Source organism: Hirschia maritima DSM 19733 (genome assembly GCF_000378345.1).
Taxonomy (GTDB): Bacteria; Pseudomonadota; Alphaproteobacteria; order Caulobacterales; family Hyphomonadaceae; genus Hirschia; species Hirschia maritima.
The window spans coordinates 176359-196593 of the sequence record NZ_KB899548.1 but is presented as its reverse complement, the minus strand read 5'-3'; the positions used below and the strand labels follow the sequence as shown (position 1 = coordinate 196593).

General features: G+C 45.3%; 19 protein-coding genes. 6 read left to right on the top strand and 13 right to left on the bottom strand.

Translation table 11 applies throughout. The features are described from left to right. Nucleotides 1–16: 16 nt before the first annotated feature. From F551_RS0114175 to coxB, 8 genes are all read right to left on the bottom strand, one after another. Nucleotides 17–706, bottom strand: a complete 690-nt coding sequence (locus F551_RS0114175) for an SURF1 family cytochrome oxidase biogenesis protein (RefSeq protein WP_018998184.1) — start codon at nt 704–706, stop codon at nt 17–19. A 54-nt stretch (nt 707–760) separates the two neighbouring features. Next, a complete protein-coding gene (locus F551_RS0114170) occupies nt 761–1138 on the bottom strand; it encodes a DUF983 domain-containing protein (protein ID WP_033405132.1) in 378 nt (125 codons plus the stop codon). Between the two features lie 24 nt (nt 1139–1162). Further along, nucleotides 1163–2053: a cytochrome c oxidase subunit 3 gene (locus tag F551_RS0114165; protein ID WP_018998182.1), complete on the bottom strand. Its 891-nt coding sequence runs from the start codon at nt 2051–2053 to the stop codon at nt 1163–1165. Nucleotides 2054–2113: 60 nt separating this feature from the next. Beyond that, nucleotides 2114–2689, bottom strand: coding sequence for a cytochrome c oxidase assembly protein (locus F551_RS0114160; protein WP_018998181.1), 576 nt, complete (start codon nt 2687–2689; stop codon nt 2114–2116). After that, nucleotides 2686–2979 (bottom strand): hypothetical protein, encoded by a 294-nt coding sequence (locus F551_RS0114155; RefSeq protein ID WP_018998180.1) that lies wholly within the window; start codon nt 2977–2979, stop codon nt 2686–2688. The genes F551_RS0114160 and F551_RS0114155 overlap by 4 nt, the downstream gene beginning before the upstream one ends. Continuing rightward, on the bottom strand, nt 2976–3941 hold the full coding sequence (locus F551_RS0114150; protein ID WP_018998179.1) for a heme o synthase: 966 nt from the start codon (nt 3939–3941) through the stop codon (nt 2976–2978). The genes F551_RS0114155 and F551_RS0114150 overlap by 4 nt, the downstream gene beginning before the upstream one ends. A gap of 117 nt (nt 3942–4058) precedes the next feature. Further along, the gene (gene ctaD / locus F551_RS0114145) at nt 4059–5729 is read right to left on the bottom strand and encodes a cytochrome c oxidase subunit I (RefSeq protein ID WP_018998178.1); all 1671 of its coding nucleotides are present in this window, start codon (nt 5727–5729) and stop codon (nt 4059–4061) included. A 22-nt stretch (nt 5730–5751) separates the two neighbouring features. Then, complete coding sequence (gene coxB / locus F551_RS0114140; RefSeq protein WP_018998177.1) at nt 5752–6723, bottom strand: cytochrome c oxidase subunit II; 972 nt, start codon at nt 6721–6723, stop codon at nt 5752–5754. 432 nt (nt 6724–7155) lie between these two features. On the opposite strand from coxB, the gene tldD reads away from it, so the two are divergent. Beyond that, nucleotides 7156–8550, top strand: a complete 1395-nt coding sequence (tldD, locus tag F551_RS0114130; RefSeq protein ID WP_018998175.1) for a metalloprotease TldD — start codon at nt 7156–7158, stop codon at nt 8548–8550. A gap of 95 nt (nt 8551–8645) precedes the next feature. Here the strand turns inward: tldD and F551_RS0114125 are convergent, their stop codons facing one another. After that, the gene (locus F551_RS0114125; RefSeq protein WP_033405165.1) at nt 8646–10400 is read right to left on the bottom strand and encodes a peptide MFS transporter; all 1755 of its coding nucleotides are present in this window, start codon (nt 10398–10400) and stop codon (nt 8646–8648) included. Between the two features lie 283 nt (nt 10401–10683). Here F551_RS0114125 and F551_RS0114120 point away from each other — a divergent pair, with 283 nt between their 5' ends. Continuing rightward, nucleotides 10684–11712 carry an aspartyl protease family protein gene (locus tag F551_RS0114120; protein WP_018998173.1) on the top strand — a complete coding sequence of 343 codons (1029 nt, stop codon included), beginning with the start codon at nt 10684–10686 and terminating at the stop codon, nt 11710–11712. Between the two features lie 7 nt (nt 11713–11719). On the opposite strand, the gene F551_RS0114115 is transcribed toward F551_RS0114120, so the two are convergent. After that, a complete protein-coding gene (locus F551_RS0114115) occupies nt 11720–13096 on the bottom strand; it encodes a glutamate--cysteine ligase (protein ID WP_018998172.1) in 1377 nt (458 codons plus the stop codon). Between the two features lie 221 nt (nt 13097–13317). Beyond that, entirely contained in the window at nt 13318–14088 is a 771-nt protein-coding gene (locus F551_RS0114110) for a 16S rRNA (uracil(1498)-N(3))-methyltransferase (RefSeq protein ID WP_018998171.1), read from the bottom strand. 278 nt (nt 14089–14366) lie between these two features. Between F551_RS0114110 and ubiA the strand changes: the two genes are divergently transcribed. The 3 genes from ubiA (at nt 14367) to msrB (ending at nt 17027) form a co-directional block, all read left to right on the top strand. Beyond that, nucleotides 14367–15296 carry a 4-hydroxybenzoate octaprenyltransferase gene (ubiA, locus tag F551_RS0114100; protein ID WP_018998169.1) on the top strand — a complete coding sequence of 310 codons (930 nt, stop codon included), beginning with the start codon at nt 14367–14369 and terminating at the stop codon, nt 15294–15296. Nucleotides 15297–15341: 45 nt separating this feature from the next. Next, entirely contained in the window at nt 15342–16358 is a 1017-nt protein-coding gene (locus F551_RS0114095; protein ID WP_018998168.1) for a DUF3298 and DUF4163 domain-containing protein, read from the top strand. Between the two features lie 72 nt (nt 16359–16430). Next, on the top strand, nt 16431–17027 hold the full coding sequence (gene msrB / locus F551_RS0114090) for a peptide-methionine (R)-S-oxide reductase MsrB (protein WP_018998167.1): 597 nt from the start codon (nt 16431–16433) through the stop codon (nt 17025–17027). Nucleotides 17028–17038: 11 nt separating this feature from the next. Here msrB and F551_RS0114085 read toward each other — a convergent pair whose 3' ends face one another. Next, nucleotides 17039–17557 carry a hypothetical protein gene (locus F551_RS0114085; protein ID WP_155826058.1) on the bottom strand — a complete coding sequence of 173 codons (519 nt, stop codon included), beginning with the start codon at nt 17555–17557 and terminating at the stop codon, nt 17039–17041. Nucleotides 17558–17778: 221 nt separating this feature from the next. Here F551_RS0114085 and F551_RS0114080 point away from each other — a divergent pair, with 221 nt between their 5' ends. Further along, on the top strand, nt 17779–18447 hold the full coding sequence (locus F551_RS0114080) for a DsbA family oxidoreductase (RefSeq protein WP_018998165.1): 669 nt from the start codon (nt 17779–17781) through the stop codon (nt 18445–18447). Here F551_RS0114080 and F551_RS0114075 read toward each other — a convergent pair. Next, nucleotides 18444–20225: an ABC transporter ATP-binding protein gene (locus tag F551_RS0114075; RefSeq protein WP_018998164.1), complete on the bottom strand. Its 1782-nt coding sequence runs from the start codon at nt 20223–20225 to the stop codon at nt 18444–18446. The two genes, F551_RS0114080 and F551_RS0114075, sit on opposite strands and share 4 nt — an antisense overlap. Nucleotides 20226–20235 lie beyond the last annotated feature (10 nt).

Here is a 20235-nt window from a genome sequence, read left to right as displayed (position 1 = left end):
CCGCCTTATTCATCAATTAGTTGTTCTTTTTGCTAAAGCGCAATCGCCCAGCACGAATATGAAAAGCGAGGTACAACACAAATAGCGCAATTGCCATCCCATACCACGTTAAAGAATAGCCAATATGTTTTGAAGGCGGTGTTTGTGTTAGATCAGCGGGCAAACCATTGCCTGCAAGAAGAATTACTTCTTTGTTCAATTCATTGTCACCGGTTGGAAACAATGCAGCTTCCATTGGAGATAAATCAAACCAATACCACTCATTTGTTTCAGGCGAGTTTTCATTTGAAAAAGCAGACTTATTCTCTTTCATCTGCGTCAACCTTAGAGTGTTGATTAGTTCAACATTCCCATCATAGCCTTCAAATCCAGTCTCTGCCAATAAAGCCCCCGACATACATGGTGGCTGCTCTATTGCTGTAAAAATGCGCCAACCAGGACGACCATCTGTCGATTGTCCAAATACTCTAAGCCATTCCGGTGAAACTGCATTGGATGGATATGTTTTTGCACGTTGCGTGTCATTTTCCGCCGAGCATATGAGCGCTTTCAGACTTAGCTCTCCAGCTGCTTCGCGTTCGTAATATTGTTCGATCAAGTCGGCCTTCCAACTTGAACGCTGCCACTGCCATTGGCCAAGCCAAAGCAAAAGGCCCAACACAACCAGGCTGCATACAGTCATAACAGGAAGAGGACGAAAATACATTTAAGCAATGTGCTCCATCACAGGCACAATTATCAGCTCAATTCCAATAAGCGCCTAGTCTTGTTGATCTGCGTGTCGTTCAAAACGCGCTTCTTCTGCCTTGTTGGCCCATTGCGATGCGAAAAGCAAAGATTTCGCTGGGCGCAAAAGCCATAAACAGAAAAGAGTTATCACTGGTGGGAAGATCAACAAATGAACCCAGATCGGCGGGTTTACCCACAAGTGAAACAACATCCCAATGGGAACGATGACGATCATAGCTATCCACATGACAAAGAAAGCTGGACCGTCACCGGAATCTGCGACTGTGAAGTCAGCTCCGCAAGCAGAACATTCTTCATGCATTTTAAGATAGCCCTGAAAAACATCTCCCTCCCCGCACTCTGGACATTTACAATTTAGACCAGCTGAAAACGGGGAGACTTTTGTCATAATTCGAGGCTTTCTTAAATCTACTTAGTGATGACCTCCGCCACCACCAAGAATGATGTGGGGTGCCACATACACAAATGCGAATAGGAACAACCAAACTACATCAACGAAGTGCCAATACCATGCGGCAAATTCGAATCCGAGGTGTTTCTCTGCAGTCATATTTTTCGCTAATAAGCGGAATAGACATACTGCAAGGAAGATTGTTCCAATAACCACGTGTGCACCGTGGAAACCAGTCGCCATAAAGAAGGCAGAGCCGTAAAGCGAACCATCAAAAGAGAATCCTGCTTCCATGTACTCCAACACCTGCAGAGCCGAGAAGAATGCACCAAGAAGAACTGTTATGAACAGACCTGTTTTGGCTTCCTTATAATCACCTTGCTGAAGCGCGTGGTGAGCCCATGTCACAGTTGTACCAGATAGAAGAAGGATCAATGTGTTGATCAGTGGCAAGTGGAACGGGTCAAAAGTTTGAACTTGATGCCCATCGTTCTGCATTGGCGGCCAGTTAGACCATGCAGCAAGGTTTTCGTGCAATGCGATGTCCATGCCTGTTGCACGGAATTCGTGGAAGATAACCATTTCAAAGAATGACCAGAACCAACCAACGAAGAACATAACCTCTGAAGCGATAAAGAGGATCATCCCGTATTTCAATGAAAGTTGAACCACAGGTGTGTGATCGCCTGCACGGCTTTCTTTGATGGTGTCAGACCACCAAGCTGTACAAACAAGAACAATAATCAGAAGACCAGGAAGAATTGTCAGAATATTACCTTCTGCAATTCCAAAAAGTCCTTTCATGTAGGCCACACCACCAAGAGCGAGTGTGAATAATCCCAATGATGTCAAAACCGGCCACGGGCTCGGATCAACAATGTGATAGTCATGTTTAGGTGGAGCGTGCGCCATTGCCTTTTCCCTTAATTATAGTCGCGTTCTTCTATTACAATTCCCGATAGCCGTACGGTTTTAATTCTTAGTAACCCCATTGTTCAGCCAAGCGGTTTGTTGATTCTTTTCTGCATTCGTATCGTAAAACGTGTACGAAAGCGTAATTTCTGTGATGTCGTCGAGTTGTTTCTCACCATCTAAATGCGGATCAATGTAAAAAATAACGGGCAGTCGCTCTTTGGCACCCGGTTCAAATACACGTTCCTCAAAACAGAAACATTCTAATTTGTTGAAATACGGTCCAGCTTTGTGAGGCGCAACATTGTAAGATGCCATCGCCACGATCGGCTTATCTGTTTCATTCGATACTTCAAAAAAAGCCATTCCCGTTTCACCAAGCTTAATTGGAAAAACACGATCAATCGCTTTAAATGTAAGACCTGTTTTCGTTCCAGTATTTGTATCAAGACGCACATTTACACCGCGATCCAACACTTGCTCAGGGCGCTTGCTTGCAATCTGCGTCGTGCCACCAAATCCAGTGATCTTGCAAAACGCATCATAAAGTGGAACAGCAGCAAAACCTAACCCCAGCATTCCAGCGGCAATGATCCCTACAATCCCAGCAGTTTTATGATTTCGAGACATCTTCATTTCGATGTCTCCTCTTTGTCTGCTTCAGGTGCTTCTAATGCAACGGGTCCAATAACTTCACCGTTTGCATCAATCTCAGTACCATCATCTGCAAAATATTTTACCGGATTGGAAAAATCTCTCGACTTTGAAACTGCCGCTGCATTTTCACCAAGGCGAACCAAAGTAATTACAAACACCAACACAACAAAACTAAACAATGCCAGAGCAAGCAATAATCCACGCTTCTTACGTGCTTTTTCCTGAGCCGGAGTCAATTTCAACGTCTCTGCTGCATTTACATCACTCATGCTAGTCCTCCGATCACGAATGGAGTTGCAAAGTGAAAGCCTAGCCCCTGCTCAGCCGCTAATACTGCGAACAATGAAAAGAGATATACGATTGAGATTCCAAACAGTTTTTTCGCGTGCTTTAGGTCAGCCTGCCCAATATCGGTGTCATCACCCGCTTTGGACGCATACACACGAATTGCCGCCCATAGGAACCACAGCCCTAGACCAAGCGCTGCAATGGCGTAGACATAACCACCAAGTCCCGTTGCAACTGGCAAAAGACCAATGGGCAACATCAGGATAGAATAAAGTAAAATCTGAAGACGAGTGTTTTTAGCGCCATGAGTTACAGGCAGCATAGGCACACCTGCCTTGCCATATTCTTTGCTTGTCCAAAGAGACAAGGCCCAGAAATGCGGTGGCGTCCAAAAGAAAATAATAGCAAATAGCAACCAAGCATTCAAAGGTGCTTCGCCTGTCGCGGCAGCCCATCCAATCATGGGAGGGAATGCACCAGCAGCCCCACCGATTACGATATTTTGAGACGTAGAGCGTTTGAGCCACACAGTATAAATCACTGCGTAAAAGAATATCGAAAATGCTAAAATGCCCGCTGCAAGTGGATTACTGGCCAGCGCCATAATCGTTACAGACACAAAAGACATAATCAGACCGAGACCGAGCGCTTCATCACGCGGTATCAATCCTGATGGTATGGGACGTACAACTGTACGCTCCATAATTGCATCAATGTCATGATCATACCACATATTGAGTGCACCAGCAGCACCCGAAGCCAATGCGACAGCGAGCACAGCAGCCGAAGCCGTTACCCAATTCATAGAACCCGGCGCGGCAATCAAACCAGCAAATGCTGTAAAGACCACAAGCATCATGACGCGCGGCTTCATTAGCTGCACGTAATCACCAAAACTGGCGATGCGTGTTTCGTCTTCAAATGTATTCGCTATATCGCTCATGGTCTCATTCTAACGGTTCAATCGCTCCCCTATTTCTGACTTGTAAGACAGCACAGAAGAGCGATTGGAAAATAGAGACAGGTCGATCTTTTTAATCAAACGACCTGCACATTACACCTAGTGGTGGTCTGTTTTCTTAACCACAGGCAGTTCGTTGAACTGGTGGAATGGTGGTGGTGAAGACAGTGTCCACTCTAGTGTTGTTGCGTACTCACCCCATGGGTTTGCTTGACCTTTTTTGCGGGCGATCATCGATAAGATTAGACCAACAAAGAAGACAATCATTGCAACCATTGTGACGAAGTATCCGAATGTTGAAATCTTGTTCCAGAATGCAAATGCATCAGGGTAGTCAACATAGCGGCGTGGCATTCCGTTCAGACCAAGGAAGTGCTGAGGGAAGAAGATCATGTTCGTACCAATGAACATTAGCCAGAAGTGGAGACCAGCTAGAGGTGCATTGTATTTGAAGCCGAACATTTTTTCGAACCAGTAATACCAACCAGCGAACAATGTGAACACCGCACCAAGTGACAATACGTAGTGGAAGTGAGCAACCACATAGTAAGTATCGTGAAGCATGTGATCGACACCAGCGTTTGCAAGCATCACACCTGTTACACCACCAACGGTGAACAAGAACACAAAACCGATCGCCCAAAGCATTGGAACTTTAAACTCGATAGATCCGCCCCACATTGTGGCAATCCATGAGAAGATTTTCACCCCTGTTGGAACGGCGATAACCATAGTTGCAGCAACGAAGTATGCTTTCAACTCAACGCCCATACCTACTGTGTACATGTGGTGCGCCCACACGATGAAACCGATAAATCCGATAGCTGCCATAGCATATGCCATAGCTAGATAACCGAAGACTGGTTTCTTAGAAAATGTAGAGATGATGTGAGAAATAATACCAAATCCTGGAAGGATCATGATGTACACTTCTGGGTGACCAAAGAACCAGAACAAGTGCTGGAACATGATTGGGTCACCACCACCTGCAGGATCAAAGAACTGAGACCCGAAGTTACGGTCAGTCAGAAGCATTGTCAGTGCAGCAGCAAGAACAGGTAGAGCCAATACAAGAAGGAATGCAGTGATCAGCAAAGCCCAAGCAAATAGAGGCATTTTGTGGATCGTCATTCCCGGTGCGCGCATGTTCAAGATTGTTACGATGAAGTTCACCGCACCCAAAATTGAAGAAATACCAGCGATGTGAAGTGACAAGATCAATAGGTCCATTGAGGAACCTGGGTGACCAGATGTTGAAAGCGGCGGATACAGAACCCAACCACCACCAAAACCTTTGGAAGCTTCACTTACACCCGGCACAAACATAGAGATCAGTGCGAGCGCGAATGAGAATGGCATCAACCAGAATGAAATGTTGTTCATACGCGGCATGGCCATATCCGGTGCACCGATCATGATCGGTACGAAGTAGTTACCAAAACCACCGATAAGAGCAGGCATCACCATGAAGAAAATCATAGTTAGACCGTGCATAGTCGTTACAACATTGAAATTGTGCTGGTCGCCCCACCATGATGAACCATCAAAGTATTGAACGCCTGGCTCCATAAGCTCCATACGGATCATACCGGATAAACCAAATCCGATAATTCCTGCAAACATCGCAAAGAAAAGGTACATAAGACCGATATCTTTGTGGTTCGTAGAGTTTAGCCAGCGCATTGGGTTCCAAACGCTTGGGTGATCATTGTGGCTACCATCATGGTGGTCGGCCACTGCTTCTCTTTTGATCGTCGGTTCCGTCGTCATGGGACCTTCGCTCCTTTAATTCTTATTGGGCCGAGGCCACTTGCACCGGTGATACCGGGCGCGGGGCCACTTCATCTATATACGCTTGAGCTTCATCAATATCGTTGGCAGCAAGCTCTAACCATCTGTCGTACTGGTCTTGTGGAACAATACGCATCTCAATCGGCATGAATGAGTGATCACGTCCACACAACTCTGAACATTGACCGTAATACACGCCAAGCTTTTCAGCTTTAAACCAAAGTTGGTTCAAACGCCCGGGAACAGCATCAGTTTTCAAACGGAAAGCTGGCATTGCCCAAGCGTGGATCACATCAGATGCCGCTAAGTTCAGGCGGATATACTTACCTTGAGGAATAACCAGTGCATAATCTGTTGAAAGATTGCGACGAGCACCTGGAACTGATGGGATGTCAGCATCTGGGATCATACGAGCGTCAAATTCAACAGTCTCCACTTCACCATCAGCATTTTCTTTATCGATGAAGTAAGACCAGTACCATTGGCGACCATATGTTTTGATCGTGATCCAATCGTCAGCTGTCAGCTCAGCATATTCACCACTCTCAAGTTTTTCTCGAGTTGGCTCTACATCCTGAGTAAACAATAACGGGAAAGACAAAATAGCGATCGCAAACAAGATTAGAACTGGTGCAATTGTCCAGATAACCTCAATCATTGTGTTGTGCGAGAATTTCGCTGGCGTTGGATTTGCTTTCGCGTTGTATTTAACAACAACAATTCCAAGCAGGATCGTCACAAAAATTGTGATCAATGTGATAATCACCATGACATAATCATGAAAGAACGTGACCTGTTCGGCAGCTTTAGAAGCTGCAGGCTGCGGCCCTATTGCCATCGGTGATGGTTCATTGGCAAACGCAGCCCCTGCGCCTACCATTAGAGCACCTGCCATAGCAGCGCCCAATTTTAATCCGTGCAAACGCATAGCTTTGCGCGTCTCCCTCAATCTTTCACGCCCGTCAGACAACATATCAAACGCGCAATTTAATCAGGACCAATCTGAATTGGCACACATTTCAAGTTAACAAACCTAAAACAGCGCACAATTCGCCTATTTGCCCCCTCGCTAACATGACCTCTTGGCCTTTGAAAAGTCAGTGAAGTGGGAAAGCAGCTGGTTTTCACCAATTTATTGCTAGAAAGCCTTAAAAACTCAATGAAAAAAGGCGAAAAAATGGTGATGAGACTTATTGCCGCGCCAACTCAAATCAATCGAGAACCAATTGAAACAACCATTCAACGCCGACTCAAATTGCGAACCAATTTCAACAAAACCCTGTAATTGTTTTAAATTGTAGCAATCTATCTATTGAATATTGGCTCCCCCACCCGTAACAATTGAATTAACTATAAACTTATAAATTACCCGCCTTCCACGGTAATATTCAAATGGATTTCTTATATGTCCGAGCTTTATGATCGAAGTGCTGCCACGAAAATTTTGAACGACGCCCTCAATGGTGCCGATGATGGCGAGCTATATGTAGAATCTGCACGGTCAGAAAGTTTTGTTTTTGATGACAGCCGCTTAAAATCAGCCGCTTTTGACACTGGAATGGGTTTTGGCCTGCGCGTCGTCTCCGGGGAAACAACAGGCTTCGCACACGCGAGTGAATTAACAGAGGCCGCGATCAAACGCGCGGCAGACGCCGCCTCCGCAGCAAAACAAGGCCGCCAAGGCACGTTGGCAGCCCCGCCCGCACCAGTCAATTCACGTCTATATGCAGATGTAGACCCAACTGAAGTACCGGATTTTGGCGCAAAAACCTCTCTTCTCGCTGAAATCGACGCTTGGTGTCGCGCCAAAGATCCACGTGTCGTGCAAGTTTCCGTATCACTTGCAGGCTCTCGTTCGGAAATTGAAATTATGCGCCAAGGCGGTGCAATTGTATCAGAAGCCCGCCCCCTCGTTCGTTTGAATGTTTCAATCACTATGGAACATAACGGCAGACGTGAAACTGGCGGCGCTGGTGCAGGTGGTCGCGCAGCATATGATGAATGGATCCAACCTGCCCGCTGGAAAGCTCTTGCTGAACGCGCCATGAAAAAAGCGGAAGTCAATCTTGAGTCCATCCCTGCACCAGCTGGAGAAATGCCAGTCGTTTTAGGTCCCGGTTGGCCCGCAGTATTGCTTCATGAAGCAGTTGGACACGGTCTTGAAGGCGACTTCAACCGGAAAGGCTCTTCTATTTATTCCGGAAAAGTGGGTGAGCAAGTTGCGGCCAAAGGCGTAACAGTCATCGATGACGGGACTATCCAAGACAGACGTGGATCACTCTCGTTCGATGACGAAGGAACTCAAACACAACGCACTGTCTTGATTGAAGACGGTATTTTGAAAGGATACATGCAAGATCGCATGAATGCGCGCCTAATGGGTGTCGATGCGACTGGTAATGGACGCAGAGAAAGCTACGCCTGCTCACCGATGCCACGTATGACGAATACCTTCATGACCGCTGGTGACCACGATCCACAAGAAATGATCAAATCGGTTAAAAACGGGATCTGGGCAGTAGATTTTGGTGGCGGACAAGTGGACATCACAAATGGCCAGTTTGTTTTCCAATGCACAGAAGCTTATATGATCGAAGATGGGAAAATTGGCGCACCTGTCAAAAACGCTACTCTTATTGGCCATGGACCAACCGTACTGCAACAGGTCTCTATGATCGGTAACGACTTCGCTCTAGATGATGGTGTAGGTACGTGCGGCAAGGCAGGCCAATCCGTCCCAGTCGGCGTAGGCCAACCAAGCCTAAAAATCGATGCAATCACTGTGGGTGGTGCGGGTTAAGCCTTTCCAACACTTAATAACTTCAATGAACATCGCATAAAAAAGGGCGGCTCCACTTGGGAGCCGCCCTTCTCTTTTATCAACCTTTGAACGCGCTATGCATCCTGTTCAGCCAATTGGCTTTCTTCTTTTTCGCGCATCCACTTTTTCACGATGGGTGCCATGGCCAGCATGGCGACACTGATACCCATACCGATATAAGCAAGCTTAGTGTAGACTTCTTCATAGGTGGCCTTAGCTGCAACGGCATCTACCATTTGCCCACCAATAGTTTCCACACCTGCCATTGTGGCAATCACTCCGGCTAGAGCATTTGAAAGGCCTGTATATAGGAACCAAACACTCATCGCGAGCGCCGCAGCAAGTTTTGGTGCCATCTTGGTCGTCGCGGACAACCCAACTGGTGACAAGAATAATTCACCCATTGTGTGAACCCAATATACCAGGAATATAAAGATCACGCCTGTTAATGCACCTGGACCGGTAAGTTTCATTCCAGCAACAAGAGCCCAGAAACCAAGAGCAACCAAAAACACTCCCATAGCAAACTTTACCGGAGTTGATGGCTCAAGTTTACGTTTTGCCAATGCAACCCACATCCATGCAATGAAAGGCGCAAAGATAAAGATGTATCCAGCATTCAATGACTGGAAGATCGGTGCTGGCACACTCCAGCCAAACAATGTTCGGTCTACCAGACGGTCAGTGAACAAGTTTAGAGAAGATGCTGCCTGCTCAAACAAAGACCAGAACGGAATTTGAGCTAAGGCGAAATACATCACAGCAAGCATACCACTGCGTTCTCCGCCTTGTAATTTTGTGAACGCATATATCATCAACGCAATAAACGTCACGATACCGATAATCCCCATAAGAGGCGCAGCAATTTCAGCGTTTCTTATGAGCCAAATAGCGAAAATAACAATCGCAACAGAACTCAAATAACACGCCCACTCTACATTTATCGGCCCAAGCACTGATTGCTTCAGTTTTTCTGTGGAAGGCTCATCCCCTTTGCCGTTCAACCAACCTTTAAATCCGATAAAGGTAATCAATCCTAACAGCATCCCAAATCCAGCGAGACCGAACCCGTACTTCCAGCCATGTACAATCCCCAGATACCCACACGCGAACGAAGCTAGGAATGATCCCAGATTGATTCCCATATAGAAAATTGTGAAACCAGAATCACGGCGCACATCGCCGACTTTATAAAGCTCACCTACGATCGCAGAGATATTTGGTTTTAAGAATGCTACACCACCGATGATAATCGCGAGTGAAAGATAAAGAATGTTCACATAAAAATCTTCTTGAACAACACTCGCCGTGTAATTTTCTTTCGCTATTGAAGCTGGAAGACCTACGGAAGCAGGTTCCTTTATCTCCATAAATGCACCGCCCTCGGTGTATTCTATATTGGAACGTCCTTGCTCAGATTGCACATATGGAATTGCATCGCCGCCACGGCCATCCAACTTCAGCTCGTATTGCACACCTTCATAGGTCATCAATTGTTTGGAGCCCGCCCCCTCAAACGCCATTCCAAAGTGACCTAGTGTCAGCAAGACAGCTCCAAATATAATGGATTTTCTTTGCCCCAGATAACGGTCAGCTAGAATTCCACCAACAATCCCCATAACATAAACGAGGGATACATAAGCCCCATATATTAGCGATGAGTTTTTATCTGAAAATAGAAAGTGCTGGGTCAAATAAATGATCAGCAGCCCGCGCATACCATAATAAGAAAAGCGTTCCCACATCTCTGCAAAGAACAATACAAATAATCCGCGAGGATGACCAAGAATGGTCTTTTCCTGCGAGTCTTCGATGGTTAAGTCTGTCATTTCGCCCCCGATGGCGTTGTTGAATTTGTTGCCACACAAACACGTGGTTTTGTGTTTCTCAAGCCATTTTGATGAATCATTTTTAAGGAATCGGGGCAAATAATGCAGATTTCATCTATTCCCGAGTAAAAACGCCCCCTCATTCTAATCGAAACGGCCGAATTGTACTGTTAAAAAAAGACTTTTTGACTATTAAATTACAGTTTTTTGACAAACATTCCCTAAAATCAGTCAATGTATGTTATCATTTCCATGTGGGCACAACCTTGAGGAGATACGACAATTGTTTTCTAGTTTAAGCCGACTATTCATATTGTTACTGATTTCCGTGTTTGTTACATCAAATGTTGAATCCAGTGCATCAAAAGAGATCAAATCAATCCCTCTTGTTGAAACAAGGGATGGACTTTATGCACTGGATGTAACCATCAACGACAACACAACTGCCCCATTTATCTTCGACACTGCTGCAGGTATTTCGGTGGTTCGACGGGAATTTGTTCGCAATATTGGCGTCGATAAACTCTCAACCACCCGGAAGGTTCATGGTCTCCTAACGACCAAAAACGTAGAAACGGTGAGATTGGACAAAATGCAATCGGGCCCAAACTCTTATTCAGGTCCAGCAATAGTCATCTCTGATATCGACGCAATTGACGATCCAAGAGTTCAAGGAATCATTGGAATGGATTTTTGGGCTTACACCCAAAATGAAGACAGATATTTTTATGCCAATTTTGCATCGAATGAAGTGGGAGTTGCGGAAAAAATTCTAGACATCGTTTCTCACAGACAAAGAAAAGCTATTGAATGGTCCCCGTTATCCCCAAGCCTCGAAGACGAAAATATTATCGTTTTTCCTGTTAGAGTTGCAGGACTAAAAGCCAATGCTGTTCTAGATACTGGGATTGATTTTACAGTGGTGAATGAACGTTTGGCACACCTTCTTAACATGAAACGGAGACGCACCATTTCAGAAAACACTGTCATAGACATCAATGGCAACGAAAGCGTCCTAAGAACAGTTGGAATTGGTGAAATAAAGACGAGACATATCAGGTGGTCAACGACAAGAGCTCTAATCTTTGACTCGCCGGCGTTCGAATTTTTAAACTTAGGCAAAACACCAACATTGTTAGTGGGCTTAAACAGTCTCCATGACATGATTTTAATTGTTGACCGAAAACACAAAAAAATCAGTTTTTTGCCTGCGAATTATGAGCCTGCAAAACACAAGATATGTACTGGCTCGAGACTCGATTGTAAAAATTCACCAGTTACAAGCCATAATCGCTCAGAATTTTTCAAGTGATGAACAATCAATAAGCATAATCTTTAAACGCGTTGGTCAAATCTCTGTTCCATTCGCCATGATATTTTCTGAGCATGACTTGAGCAGAGTTTTCACCTGTTTCAGCGATCTGATCCAGTTGCGTTAAAAATCCGGTCTCATCATCTCCGGAAGTCGACAACTTTGCACGACGCTTCAGTCCCGCTCTCGACAACGCCAGCACTTCTTTAGCTATATCTTGAAGCGTTTGATTCCGGATTGGAGACGCCAACCCCATAACAGGTGCACATCTGCGAAGACTTTCCCGCTCGGCTTCAGTCCAATCTTTTACTAAATCCCAAGCTTCGTTCAAACTTTGTTCGCAATACAGCAAACCAACCCAGAAAGCTGGCAATGCGCAGATCTGGCTCCATGGCCCAGAATCAGCACCGCGCATTTCAAGAAATTGCTTCAGGCGGACTTCTGGGAAAAGCGTCGATAAATGATCATCAAAATCGTCCATTGTTGGCTTATCACCCGGAACCACATCTAGCTTGCCATCCAAGAAATCGCGGAATGATTTTCCAGATGCATCCAGATACTCGCCTTCTCTACGTACAAAATACATGGGAGTATCCAGAACATAGTCTACATAACGTTCAAAACCAAAACCTTCCTCAAACGCAAACGGCAACATACCTGTTCGATCCGGGTCGGTGTCAGTCCAAACATGCGCACGATAGGATTGAAAACCATTTGTGCGCCCCTCATTAAATGGGGAATTTGCAAACAATGCAGTCGCCACCGGTTGGAGCGCCAAGGAAACACGCATCTTTTTGACCATGTCCGCTTCAGACGAATAGTCCAAATTTGTCTGCACAGTGCATGATCGAAACATCATTTGACGCCCGAGACGACCAACTTTCATCATATAATCACGCATGATTTTATAACGCCCTTTAGGCATCATTGGTGTTTCTTGGAGAGACCAAACAGGCGAAAAACCAAGCCCTAAGAAAGCAACGCCAATTTCATCAGAAATCTCGCGAACTTCTTTGAGGTGTTCGCCAACTTCATTACACGTTTGATGAATATGCTCTAATGGCGCGCCTGAAAGCTCAAATTGCCCACCAGGTTCCAAGCTTACGGAAGCTCCATTTTTCTTTAATCCGATGAGGCGACCATCTTCCTCGATCGGCAACCATTCAAAACGGTCACGTAAACCTTCCAAGACTGCCCGCACGGACGAATCACCATCATAAGGCAGTGGACGATTGCCATCTTTTAGAAAACCAAACTTTTCATGTTCAGTTCCAATGCGCCACTCCTCGCGAGGCTTACAACCTTTTGCCAAATGCGCGATCAATTCATCTTTTGTTTCTATACGGGGAGCATTAGAATCAATGGGTTTTGTCGGCGTAGACATAAAAATCGCCCCTCTATATCACCACAAATAATTTGCAGTTATCAAAATGAATTTAAACGCAAATAAGGATTAGTTTACCGAACGCCAAGAGGAATTATTCTGAAATAACAATAATTTTACTCAAACACGGATTTTCAGCTCTTCACCCCTCTTCGCCGAGACCTTAATCATCAAGACGTATATTTGTCGGTAGAACCAGTTATAGCGTCCATAAGCTGAAGCTATGACGGTCGCCAATCTCCGCGTATGGCCTGCCACAACGTCAAAGCAGATACCGCCGCAGTTTCAGCACGCAATATCCGTGGTCCCAATGAAACTGGAATGACAAACTCCTGCTGACGCAAAAACTCTCGTTCTTCAGAGGAAAACCCGCCTTCTGGACCTATAAGAATAGCCGCCAATCCATCTTCAACAGCTGAAATTGCTTCAACCATCGGCTCAGCACGCCCTGATTTCCCACCCCAATTTTCATCAGGGCTATCCCCTGCCTCATCACAATATATGAGACGGCGTTCGGGATTCCATTTCTTAAGAGCTTCAAATAGCTGGATAGGCTCTCCAACCAAAGGAATATCCAAGCGTTCAGTTTGTTCTGCTGCTTCTTCCACTATTTTTTCGAGGCGAGAAACACGTACTGTGGTTGTTTGAGTTCGTTTGGTAATAACCGGTTGGATTAATGTCGCGCCAAGTTCGGTCGCTTTTTCTACTACAAAATCAGTGCAGGTCTTTTTCAGCGGCGCAAACAATAATTGCAAATCACCAATGTCTGCTTGCTCGATGATTTGCTCATCCAACCGTAAAAAACCAGCAGACCGCATCGCTTCGGTGACAATGGCATGCCATTCCCCATCTCGTCCGTTGAAAACGCGAACTGTGTCATTTACCTTCAATCGCAATACGCGAAAAAGATAATTAGCCTGCTCAGAGGTTAGTGCGAGAGGTGCGCCAAGGGACAAATCGGCCTTGACGAAAAGGCGTGGTATCGTGCTCATAGGGGCAGTTTATGAGCTTATTTGCTTCATCGCTCAATAGTTTGCCGAAAGTCTTCCGCAGTTATGATAAAAAAACACCTCTATAAAGTTCTTCTTGGATTTTGTACTTTCCCTTTTCTGATTGCATGTGATGGCAATGTTAATAGCTGCGCCAATGCTGGCGGCGTTTTTGACTATGAGTTAAAACAATGCCGCTGTTATGAAGATAACTCCTCCAAAGCATGCGACCTCAAATTTCCAAGACCTGCCGATGAAGAAACAAAGGCGGACCAAGAAGAATGACTCCTCCACACACAGCGATACCAAAAGATGCGCAACCCAAATCATGGGTAGACAATATGCCCAATTGGGCCGAGCCATATTGCAGATTGTCTCGCTACGACCGCCCTGTTGGAATCTGGCTACTGGCTCTACCCGGTTGGATAGCAATATCATTTGCGCGCTTAAATCAATTACCTCAGTGGTCTGATGTTCTGCTCGCTCTCCTCATACTTATCGGTGCAATAGCTATGCGTGGAGCTGGATGTACGTATAACGACATTCTCGACAAAGATTTTGACGCAAAAGTAGATCGCACGGCCGGACGCCCTATTCCTTCTGGACGTATTTCAGTCAAAAACGCATGGATATGGACAATCGTTCAGTGCCTAATAGGCCTCGGCGTTCTATTAGCTCTCCCCCACAACGCGCAAGTTATTTCGCTTGCATCAATCCCGTTGGTCGCTGCTTATCCATTGATGAAACGCATTACATGGTGGCCTCAAGTATGGCTGGGATTTACGTTCAATTGGGCTATATTAGTCGCGATAGCTGCCGTGAACGGACATGTTAGAACACCGGACATATTGCTGTATTTAGGTTTTGTATTCTGGACCATTGGTTATGACACCATCTATGCCCTGCAAGATAAAGAAGATGATGCCATGATCGGCGTCAGATCTACTGCGCGTCGATTTGGAAACCAGGTTCGTCCTGCTATCTTTACTCTGTATGGTATAAGCATCGCACTTCTTTGTGCTGCCTGCCTAATGCGCCAAGCGCCGATCGGATTAATTGGGATTGCTATTTTCAGTGGCCATTTATTCCTACAAGCGCTAAGGACTACTCCAAATATGGGTGACTCGGCACTTTTACTGTTTAAATCCAACAGAGAAGCAGCTTTGTTGCTATTGGCTGGTTTTGGTTTGTCTTCTCTAGTTTTGGTATAGAAGACATATCGAAAACATACTGCAAAAAGCAGATCGGAGTACTAAATGGCAAAGAAGAATTCAAACTCATTTCTGAGCAACGAAGCCATTTCGATCACAATCGCGATTACAACTGCGCTCTCAACAACATTATTCGCGGTTGTTGGCGGTTTACCGATTGAGCCAAAACCTGCAGCTGAATACGAGAATACTGACACGGCTTCAAAGCTGAAAGAAACTGCTGACGCAACATCTAAAACGAGTGAGCAGGAAAACATTGTAGATCAGCCGACTTCCCAACCACTTCATAGGCCGACCGATACAATTGTAATACCTGCTTCTACGCCCACTCCCGTGCCCGTGGTGCCTCGTCCAAATTCCAATCGTTATGCAGAAAATATGCGTTTGGATTTACCCGAATTAGAATTTGAAGCTCGTTTTCCCGCTGGTAGTAGTCAGGATCCTGCTTACACGCCGATTATAAAGAAAATCAGCAAGTACAGAGACCGACTGAAAGAAGAAGCAATTGAAGCCAAAGCTTCTGCCTCCGAAAACGGTGTTCCATTTGAACCGTGGAGTGTAGATATTGTCTTCCGTGAAATCCAGCGAGAAGGCAATGTCGTCTCTGCAATGGGACGCGAATACAGCTATACTGGTGGAGCACACCCAAACCTCAATTGGCAGGGCTTAATCGCTGAAGCCGATACAGGAAGAGAAATAGATCTACACGAATTTTTTCTCCCTCGCGTAGGCGTATCCCCAGCTCTAGCGATAGCTGCTTGTGAAGAAATCAGACAAGCCAAACTAGAACGCATAGGTGAGGCAACAATTGATGGTGATGATATCGATTGCGCCAACACCAGCACAAGAGAACGTATATTTGAGGCAGATTTATCTTTAACGGCATCGACTGAGCCTGATAAATTTGGCGGTATCCTCTTTATGTTTTCACCATATGAAATAGGTGCCTATGTTGAAGGGCCATATACAGTTGTTGTGGATCAAGAGATTTTCAATCTGGACCTACGTCCGGAATATGCTGCTTTGTTTGATGGAAAAGCTAAGCGTCCTCAAACAAATTAATATAGTTATCTATTTTTGTTGATCACGATCATTTGTATGGCAGTTTATCTTTGAATTTGTCATTATTTCCGCATGAGACACATACCAAATAAATTCGACATTAAACTATCGCGGCGCAGTGCATTGTTAGGTCTTGGTGGTAGCGCAATGATAGCTACCAGCCTGTTTACAACTAACAGTCTTGCTGCTGAACCTGTCGCCAATTCAACTTCAGTTGATGACAACTCCAATCCGCTGAACGCGCCTGATTTTGAGATACTTAATAATTCAGAATGGCGCTCAATGACAAACCAACAATGGCGCGAACGTCTTAATAAAAGCTCTTACAACATCCTTCGAAAAGAAGCGACGGAGCGTCCTTATAGTAGCGCACTCAATGATGAAAAGCGTGATGGTTGGTATGCCTGCGCTGGATGCGGACAAATCCTGTTTACCGCCAAACAAAAATATAATTCAGGTACAGGTTGGCCAAGTTTTGTTGATGCCATCCCGGGACGGCTAAATACAAAACCTGATCGCAAACTGTTTTATGTGCGCACAGAATATCATTGTTCACGTTGTGGTGGTCATCAGGGGCATGTTTTCAATGATGGCCCGAAACCAACAGGTAAACGTTGGTGCAACAATGGGGATGCACTAGTCTTTGTTCCCAAAGAAACGCTTTCATAATTAGGAAACGCCTATTCAATGGCGCAGAGGTATTGATCGTCTGATACTTCTCGCCCTGCATCGCAGCCAATCTGACTCAATCGATTGGCTGCTTCTCCTAACCACTGCACTCGAACTTCATATTCCACTAATGAAGTCATCTTGTTTGGCGGTCTCAACGCCCAATCAGGTACGACAATTTCTACACACGTTTCCATCGGCTTTTCACTTGCCAAACACAGCGCATCTCTCAGTTCCAACAGATCACGCACCCCAGCACGCAAAGCCAAATCTATGCGTACTAAATCATCTTCTGACAGGTTTGAGTGCTTTAAATAGAGAGCCGATTGAGCATTATCCATCATGACTGTCCAACGCTCTGCATCGATAGCCACGCTCAAAGGATCTATGCTTTGGCGTAACCCCACTGTACGAACCGTCTCCGGTTTATTGTCAAAAAGCGCCCGATCTGTTTGGCGCGCTTCCACGCCACACCCCAATATTGCGAAAGAAAACACGACAGTTATAAAAATACCTACAAACAATCTCATGACACTTCCTTTCATGAAAATAGAGTATTGATCGTGATTGTTTTTTTCAGCTACGCTACGCGTCAAAATCAGTCTTAAAGAAGATCAAAATCTTCTGTACGTCCGATCTACACACATTCTTTTTTCTGCACTAAAAAGCAGAAAAATTCCCCCATAACCACTTTTCTATGGTTAATGAAACGCTCAATACGCGCATTTGTCTATCCCCAAGGACTAGAAACATGACAATAAATCTAGATATGGTCTCCGACGTCGTATGCCCTTGGTGCTGGTTGGGGCTAAGACGAGTTGAAGCTGCAATCGAAGAATTTGGACAAGATAAGATCCAACTTCAGATGCGCCCTTTTCAACTCGACGCCGACGTTCCTTCTGAGGGAGTCGATTACAAAACATACATGCGCAACAAATTTGGTGATACTTCAAAGGACAATAAATGGACGCAAATGCGGCAACATTTAGAAGCTGCTGGAGAAGTCGAGCACATCCCGTTTCGATTTGATGGAATCCCAAAACGTGCAAATACATTCAACGCTCACCGAATTATTAGATGGGCTCAGGGGCAAAAGGATAGCTCAGGTCGTTCACTCGGCCCCAAGGCAGCAGAAGCATTCTTTCATGCCTATTTCAAACGGCATAAAGATATAAATGATCTTCAAACATTACTCAGCTTATCAGAGCAAATAGGCCTCATTCCTGATGTTGTTGAGAAACTCCTTGGTGATGATGCAGATGTTAAATCCGTCAAAGAAGAGGAAGCATTCTTTCGCAGTTTGGGCATATCTGGCGTTCCCACATATATTGCAAATGGGAAATACGCTGTCCAAGGTGCTCAAGAAGTCGCCTCACTTATAGCCTTTTTTGAACAGGTCGAAGAAAAGTCTAATGATTAGTTAGACACCTGCAATTTCACGAGATCAGCATAAGCAGAGTCATTCTGCATCAGGGTCTCGTGATTTCCTTCTTCTACTACCTGCCCTTGGTCGAAAACAAAGATTTTGTCCGCCGACCTCACCGTAGAAAGACGGTGAGCGATAATTAAAGTTGTGCGCCCTTTAGATAGGTTTTCCAACGCTTTTTGTACTTTTGCTTCTGAGGCAGCGTCCAATGCACTTGTTGCTTCGTCTAACAACAGAATGGGTGAATTTTTCAATATAGCACGCGCGATGGCAATTCGTTGACGCTGCCCACCAGAAAGATTACGCCCACCTTCCCCTGCCTGCGTGTCTAAACCTTCAGGTAGATCATGCACGAACTCACATGCAGCCGCATCCATGGCTGCCAGAATTTCGGCTTCAGTTGCGTCCATTTTTCCTAGAGCAATATTGGTACGAATAGTGTCATCAAAAAGAAACGCATCTTGGGAAACGAGTGACATTTGATTTCTTAGAGATTGCCGTTGAAGATCTCGAATATCCGCCCCATCCAGTTTCACGTTTCCGTCGGACACATCAAAAAAGCGAAGCGCCAGATTAAAAACTGTCGACTTTCCAGCGCCTGAAGGCCCCACTAACGCAATTGTTTCACCTGGCTTTGCTGAAAAGTTCAAGCCATTCAGAACGCTCTGATCTCCATATGAAAAGGATACATTTTCAAACTTTAAGCCCCCCTTCACATCAACAATTGTCTTCGCATTAGGCTTGTCCGCAACTTCATCGGGGGCATCTAAAACAGCGTAAATGCGTTCGATAGCTGCGAGGCCTTCATTAGCCACAGCGTTCAAAGTTCCCAAGGCTCGCACCTCTGGAGAAGCAGCCCCAATAGCCGCGATAAACCCACCAAAATCACCGACGGTGGCTTCTCCATTCATGATGCGCCAACCTGTAAAAGCAAACACACCAGCAAGAGCAGCACCTCCCACTATTTCCAACAATGGATCAACAAGTGCTTTTGATCGCAGAACTTTTAAATAGAGACGCGCACGCTCCATAAACCCAGCATGTGCACGGGCATTTTGATACTCTTCCAAATTAAATGCTTTGGATGTTCTTCCCCCTTGAAATCCTTCGTTCAAAAGCGCTGTCATCTCTCCTGTTTGCTGCTGAGCAGCTTTGGAAACTTTGCGAAGACGATTTCCAATTTCCACCACAGGAGCAAATGCAATTGGATAGACAACCAGCACCATCAAAGCCAATGCCCAATCATACCAAAACATGGTGATTACACAGGCTAAGACAGTGAGCACACCTTTGATTAAATTGGTTGCGATCCGCAAAGCTGCTTCACGAACTAAATTCATATCATTGATAAATTGGGATACAAATTCACCAGATGCAGCTGCCGTCAGACGTTTATAATCACCTTCAATCAATCGACTGAAAAGTGCATCTTGAACGCTAACCAGCCCCTTCTGGACGGCTGAATTGTTTAAAATTGTCTGGACGTAAAGCGAAATCGACCGAATGGTTGCAAAGCCAATCACCGCACACGGCAATAGCCAAATCATTTTGCCAGACGGAACGACTATGTTGAGTAGTGGAATTTTGACATCAGATTGACCATACTCTGTTGCAGATAACCAATCCAAACCTGTTTTCACCATCAGACCATAACTTGCAACAGCTATGGCCGTTATGGCTGAAAACAAAGCGCCTAAAGCAAACAAACGCCAATGCTCCGCCATCCAATCGGAGGCGAAGCGGCGCAATAATCTTTTGTTTGGTTTAGCCATAGCGCGGCCT

What these genes read in the sequence shown, in the direction of transcription:
- F551_RS0114150 (WP_018998179.1), bottom strand. Translation starts at nt 3,941, where the DNA reads ATGAGCGATATAGCGAATACATTTGAAGACGAAACACGCATCGCCAGT.
- F551_RS0114125 (WP_033405165.1), bottom strand. Translation starts at nt 10,400, where the DNA reads ATGACAGACTTAACCATCGAAGACTCGCAGGAAAAGACCATTCTTGGT.
- F551_RS0114075 (WP_018998164.1), bottom strand. Translation starts at nt 20,225, where the DNA reads ATGGCTAAACCAAACAAAAGATTATTGCGCCGCTTCGCCTCCGATTGG.
- F551_RS0114085 (WP_155826058.1), bottom strand. Translation starts at nt 17,557, where the DNA reads ATGAGATTGTTTGTAGGTATTTTTATAACTGTCGTGTTTTCTTTCGCA.
- F551_RS0114080 (WP_018998165.1), top strand. Translation starts at nt 17,779, where the DNA reads ATGACAATAAATCTAGATATGGTCTCCGACGTCGTATGCCCTTGGTGC.
- tldD (WP_018998175.1), top strand. Translation starts at nt 7,156, where the DNA reads ATGTCCGAGCTTTATGATCGAAGTGCTGCCACGAAAATTTTGAACGAC.
- F551_RS0114110 (WP_018998171.1), bottom strand. Translation starts at nt 14,088, where the DNA reads ATGAGCACGATACCACGCCTTTTCGTCAAGGCCGATTTGTCCCTTGGC.
- F551_RS0114170 (WP_033405132.1), bottom strand. Translation starts at nt 1,138, where the DNA reads ATGACAAAAGTCTCCCCGTTTTCAGCTGGTCTAAATTGTAAATGTCCA.
- F551_RS0114175 (WP_018998184.1), bottom strand. Translation starts at nt 706, where the DNA reads ATGTATTTTCGTCCTCTTCCTGTTATGACTGTATGCAGCCTGGTTGTG.
- coxB (WP_018998177.1), bottom strand. Translation starts at nt 6,723, where the DNA reads ATGTTGTCTGACGGGCGTGAAAGATTGAGGGAGACGCGCAAAGCTATG.
- F551_RS0114095 (WP_018998168.1), top strand. Translation starts at nt 15,342, where the DNA reads ATGGCAAAGAAGAATTCAAACTCATTTCTGAGCAACGAAGCCATTTCG.
- F551_RS0114115 (WP_018998172.1), bottom strand. Translation starts at nt 13,096, where the DNA reads ATGTCTACGCCGACAAAACCCATTGATTCTAATGCTCCCCGTATAGAA.
- F551_RS0114165 (WP_018998182.1), bottom strand. Translation starts at nt 2,053, where the DNA reads ATGGCGCACGCTCCACCTAAACATGACTATCACATTGTTGATCCGAGC.
- ctaD (WP_018998178.1), bottom strand. Translation starts at nt 5,729, where the DNA reads ATGACGACGGAACCGACGATCAAAAGAGAAGCAGTGGCCGACCACCAT.
- F551_RS0114155 (WP_018998180.1), bottom strand. Translation starts at nt 2,979, where the DNA reads ATGAGTGATGTAAATGCAGCAGAGACGTTGAAATTGACTCCGGCTCAG.
- F551_RS0114160 (WP_018998181.1), bottom strand. Translation starts at nt 2,689, where the DNA reads ATGAAGATGTCTCGAAATCATAAAACTGCTGGGATTGTAGGGATCATT.
- ubiA (WP_018998169.1), top strand. Translation starts at nt 14,367, where the DNA reads ATGACTCCTCCACACACAGCGATACCAAAAGATGCGCAACCCAAATCA.
- msrB (WP_018998167.1), top strand. Translation starts at nt 16,431, where the DNA reads ATGAGACACATACCAAATAAATTCGACATTAAACTATCGCGGCGCAGT.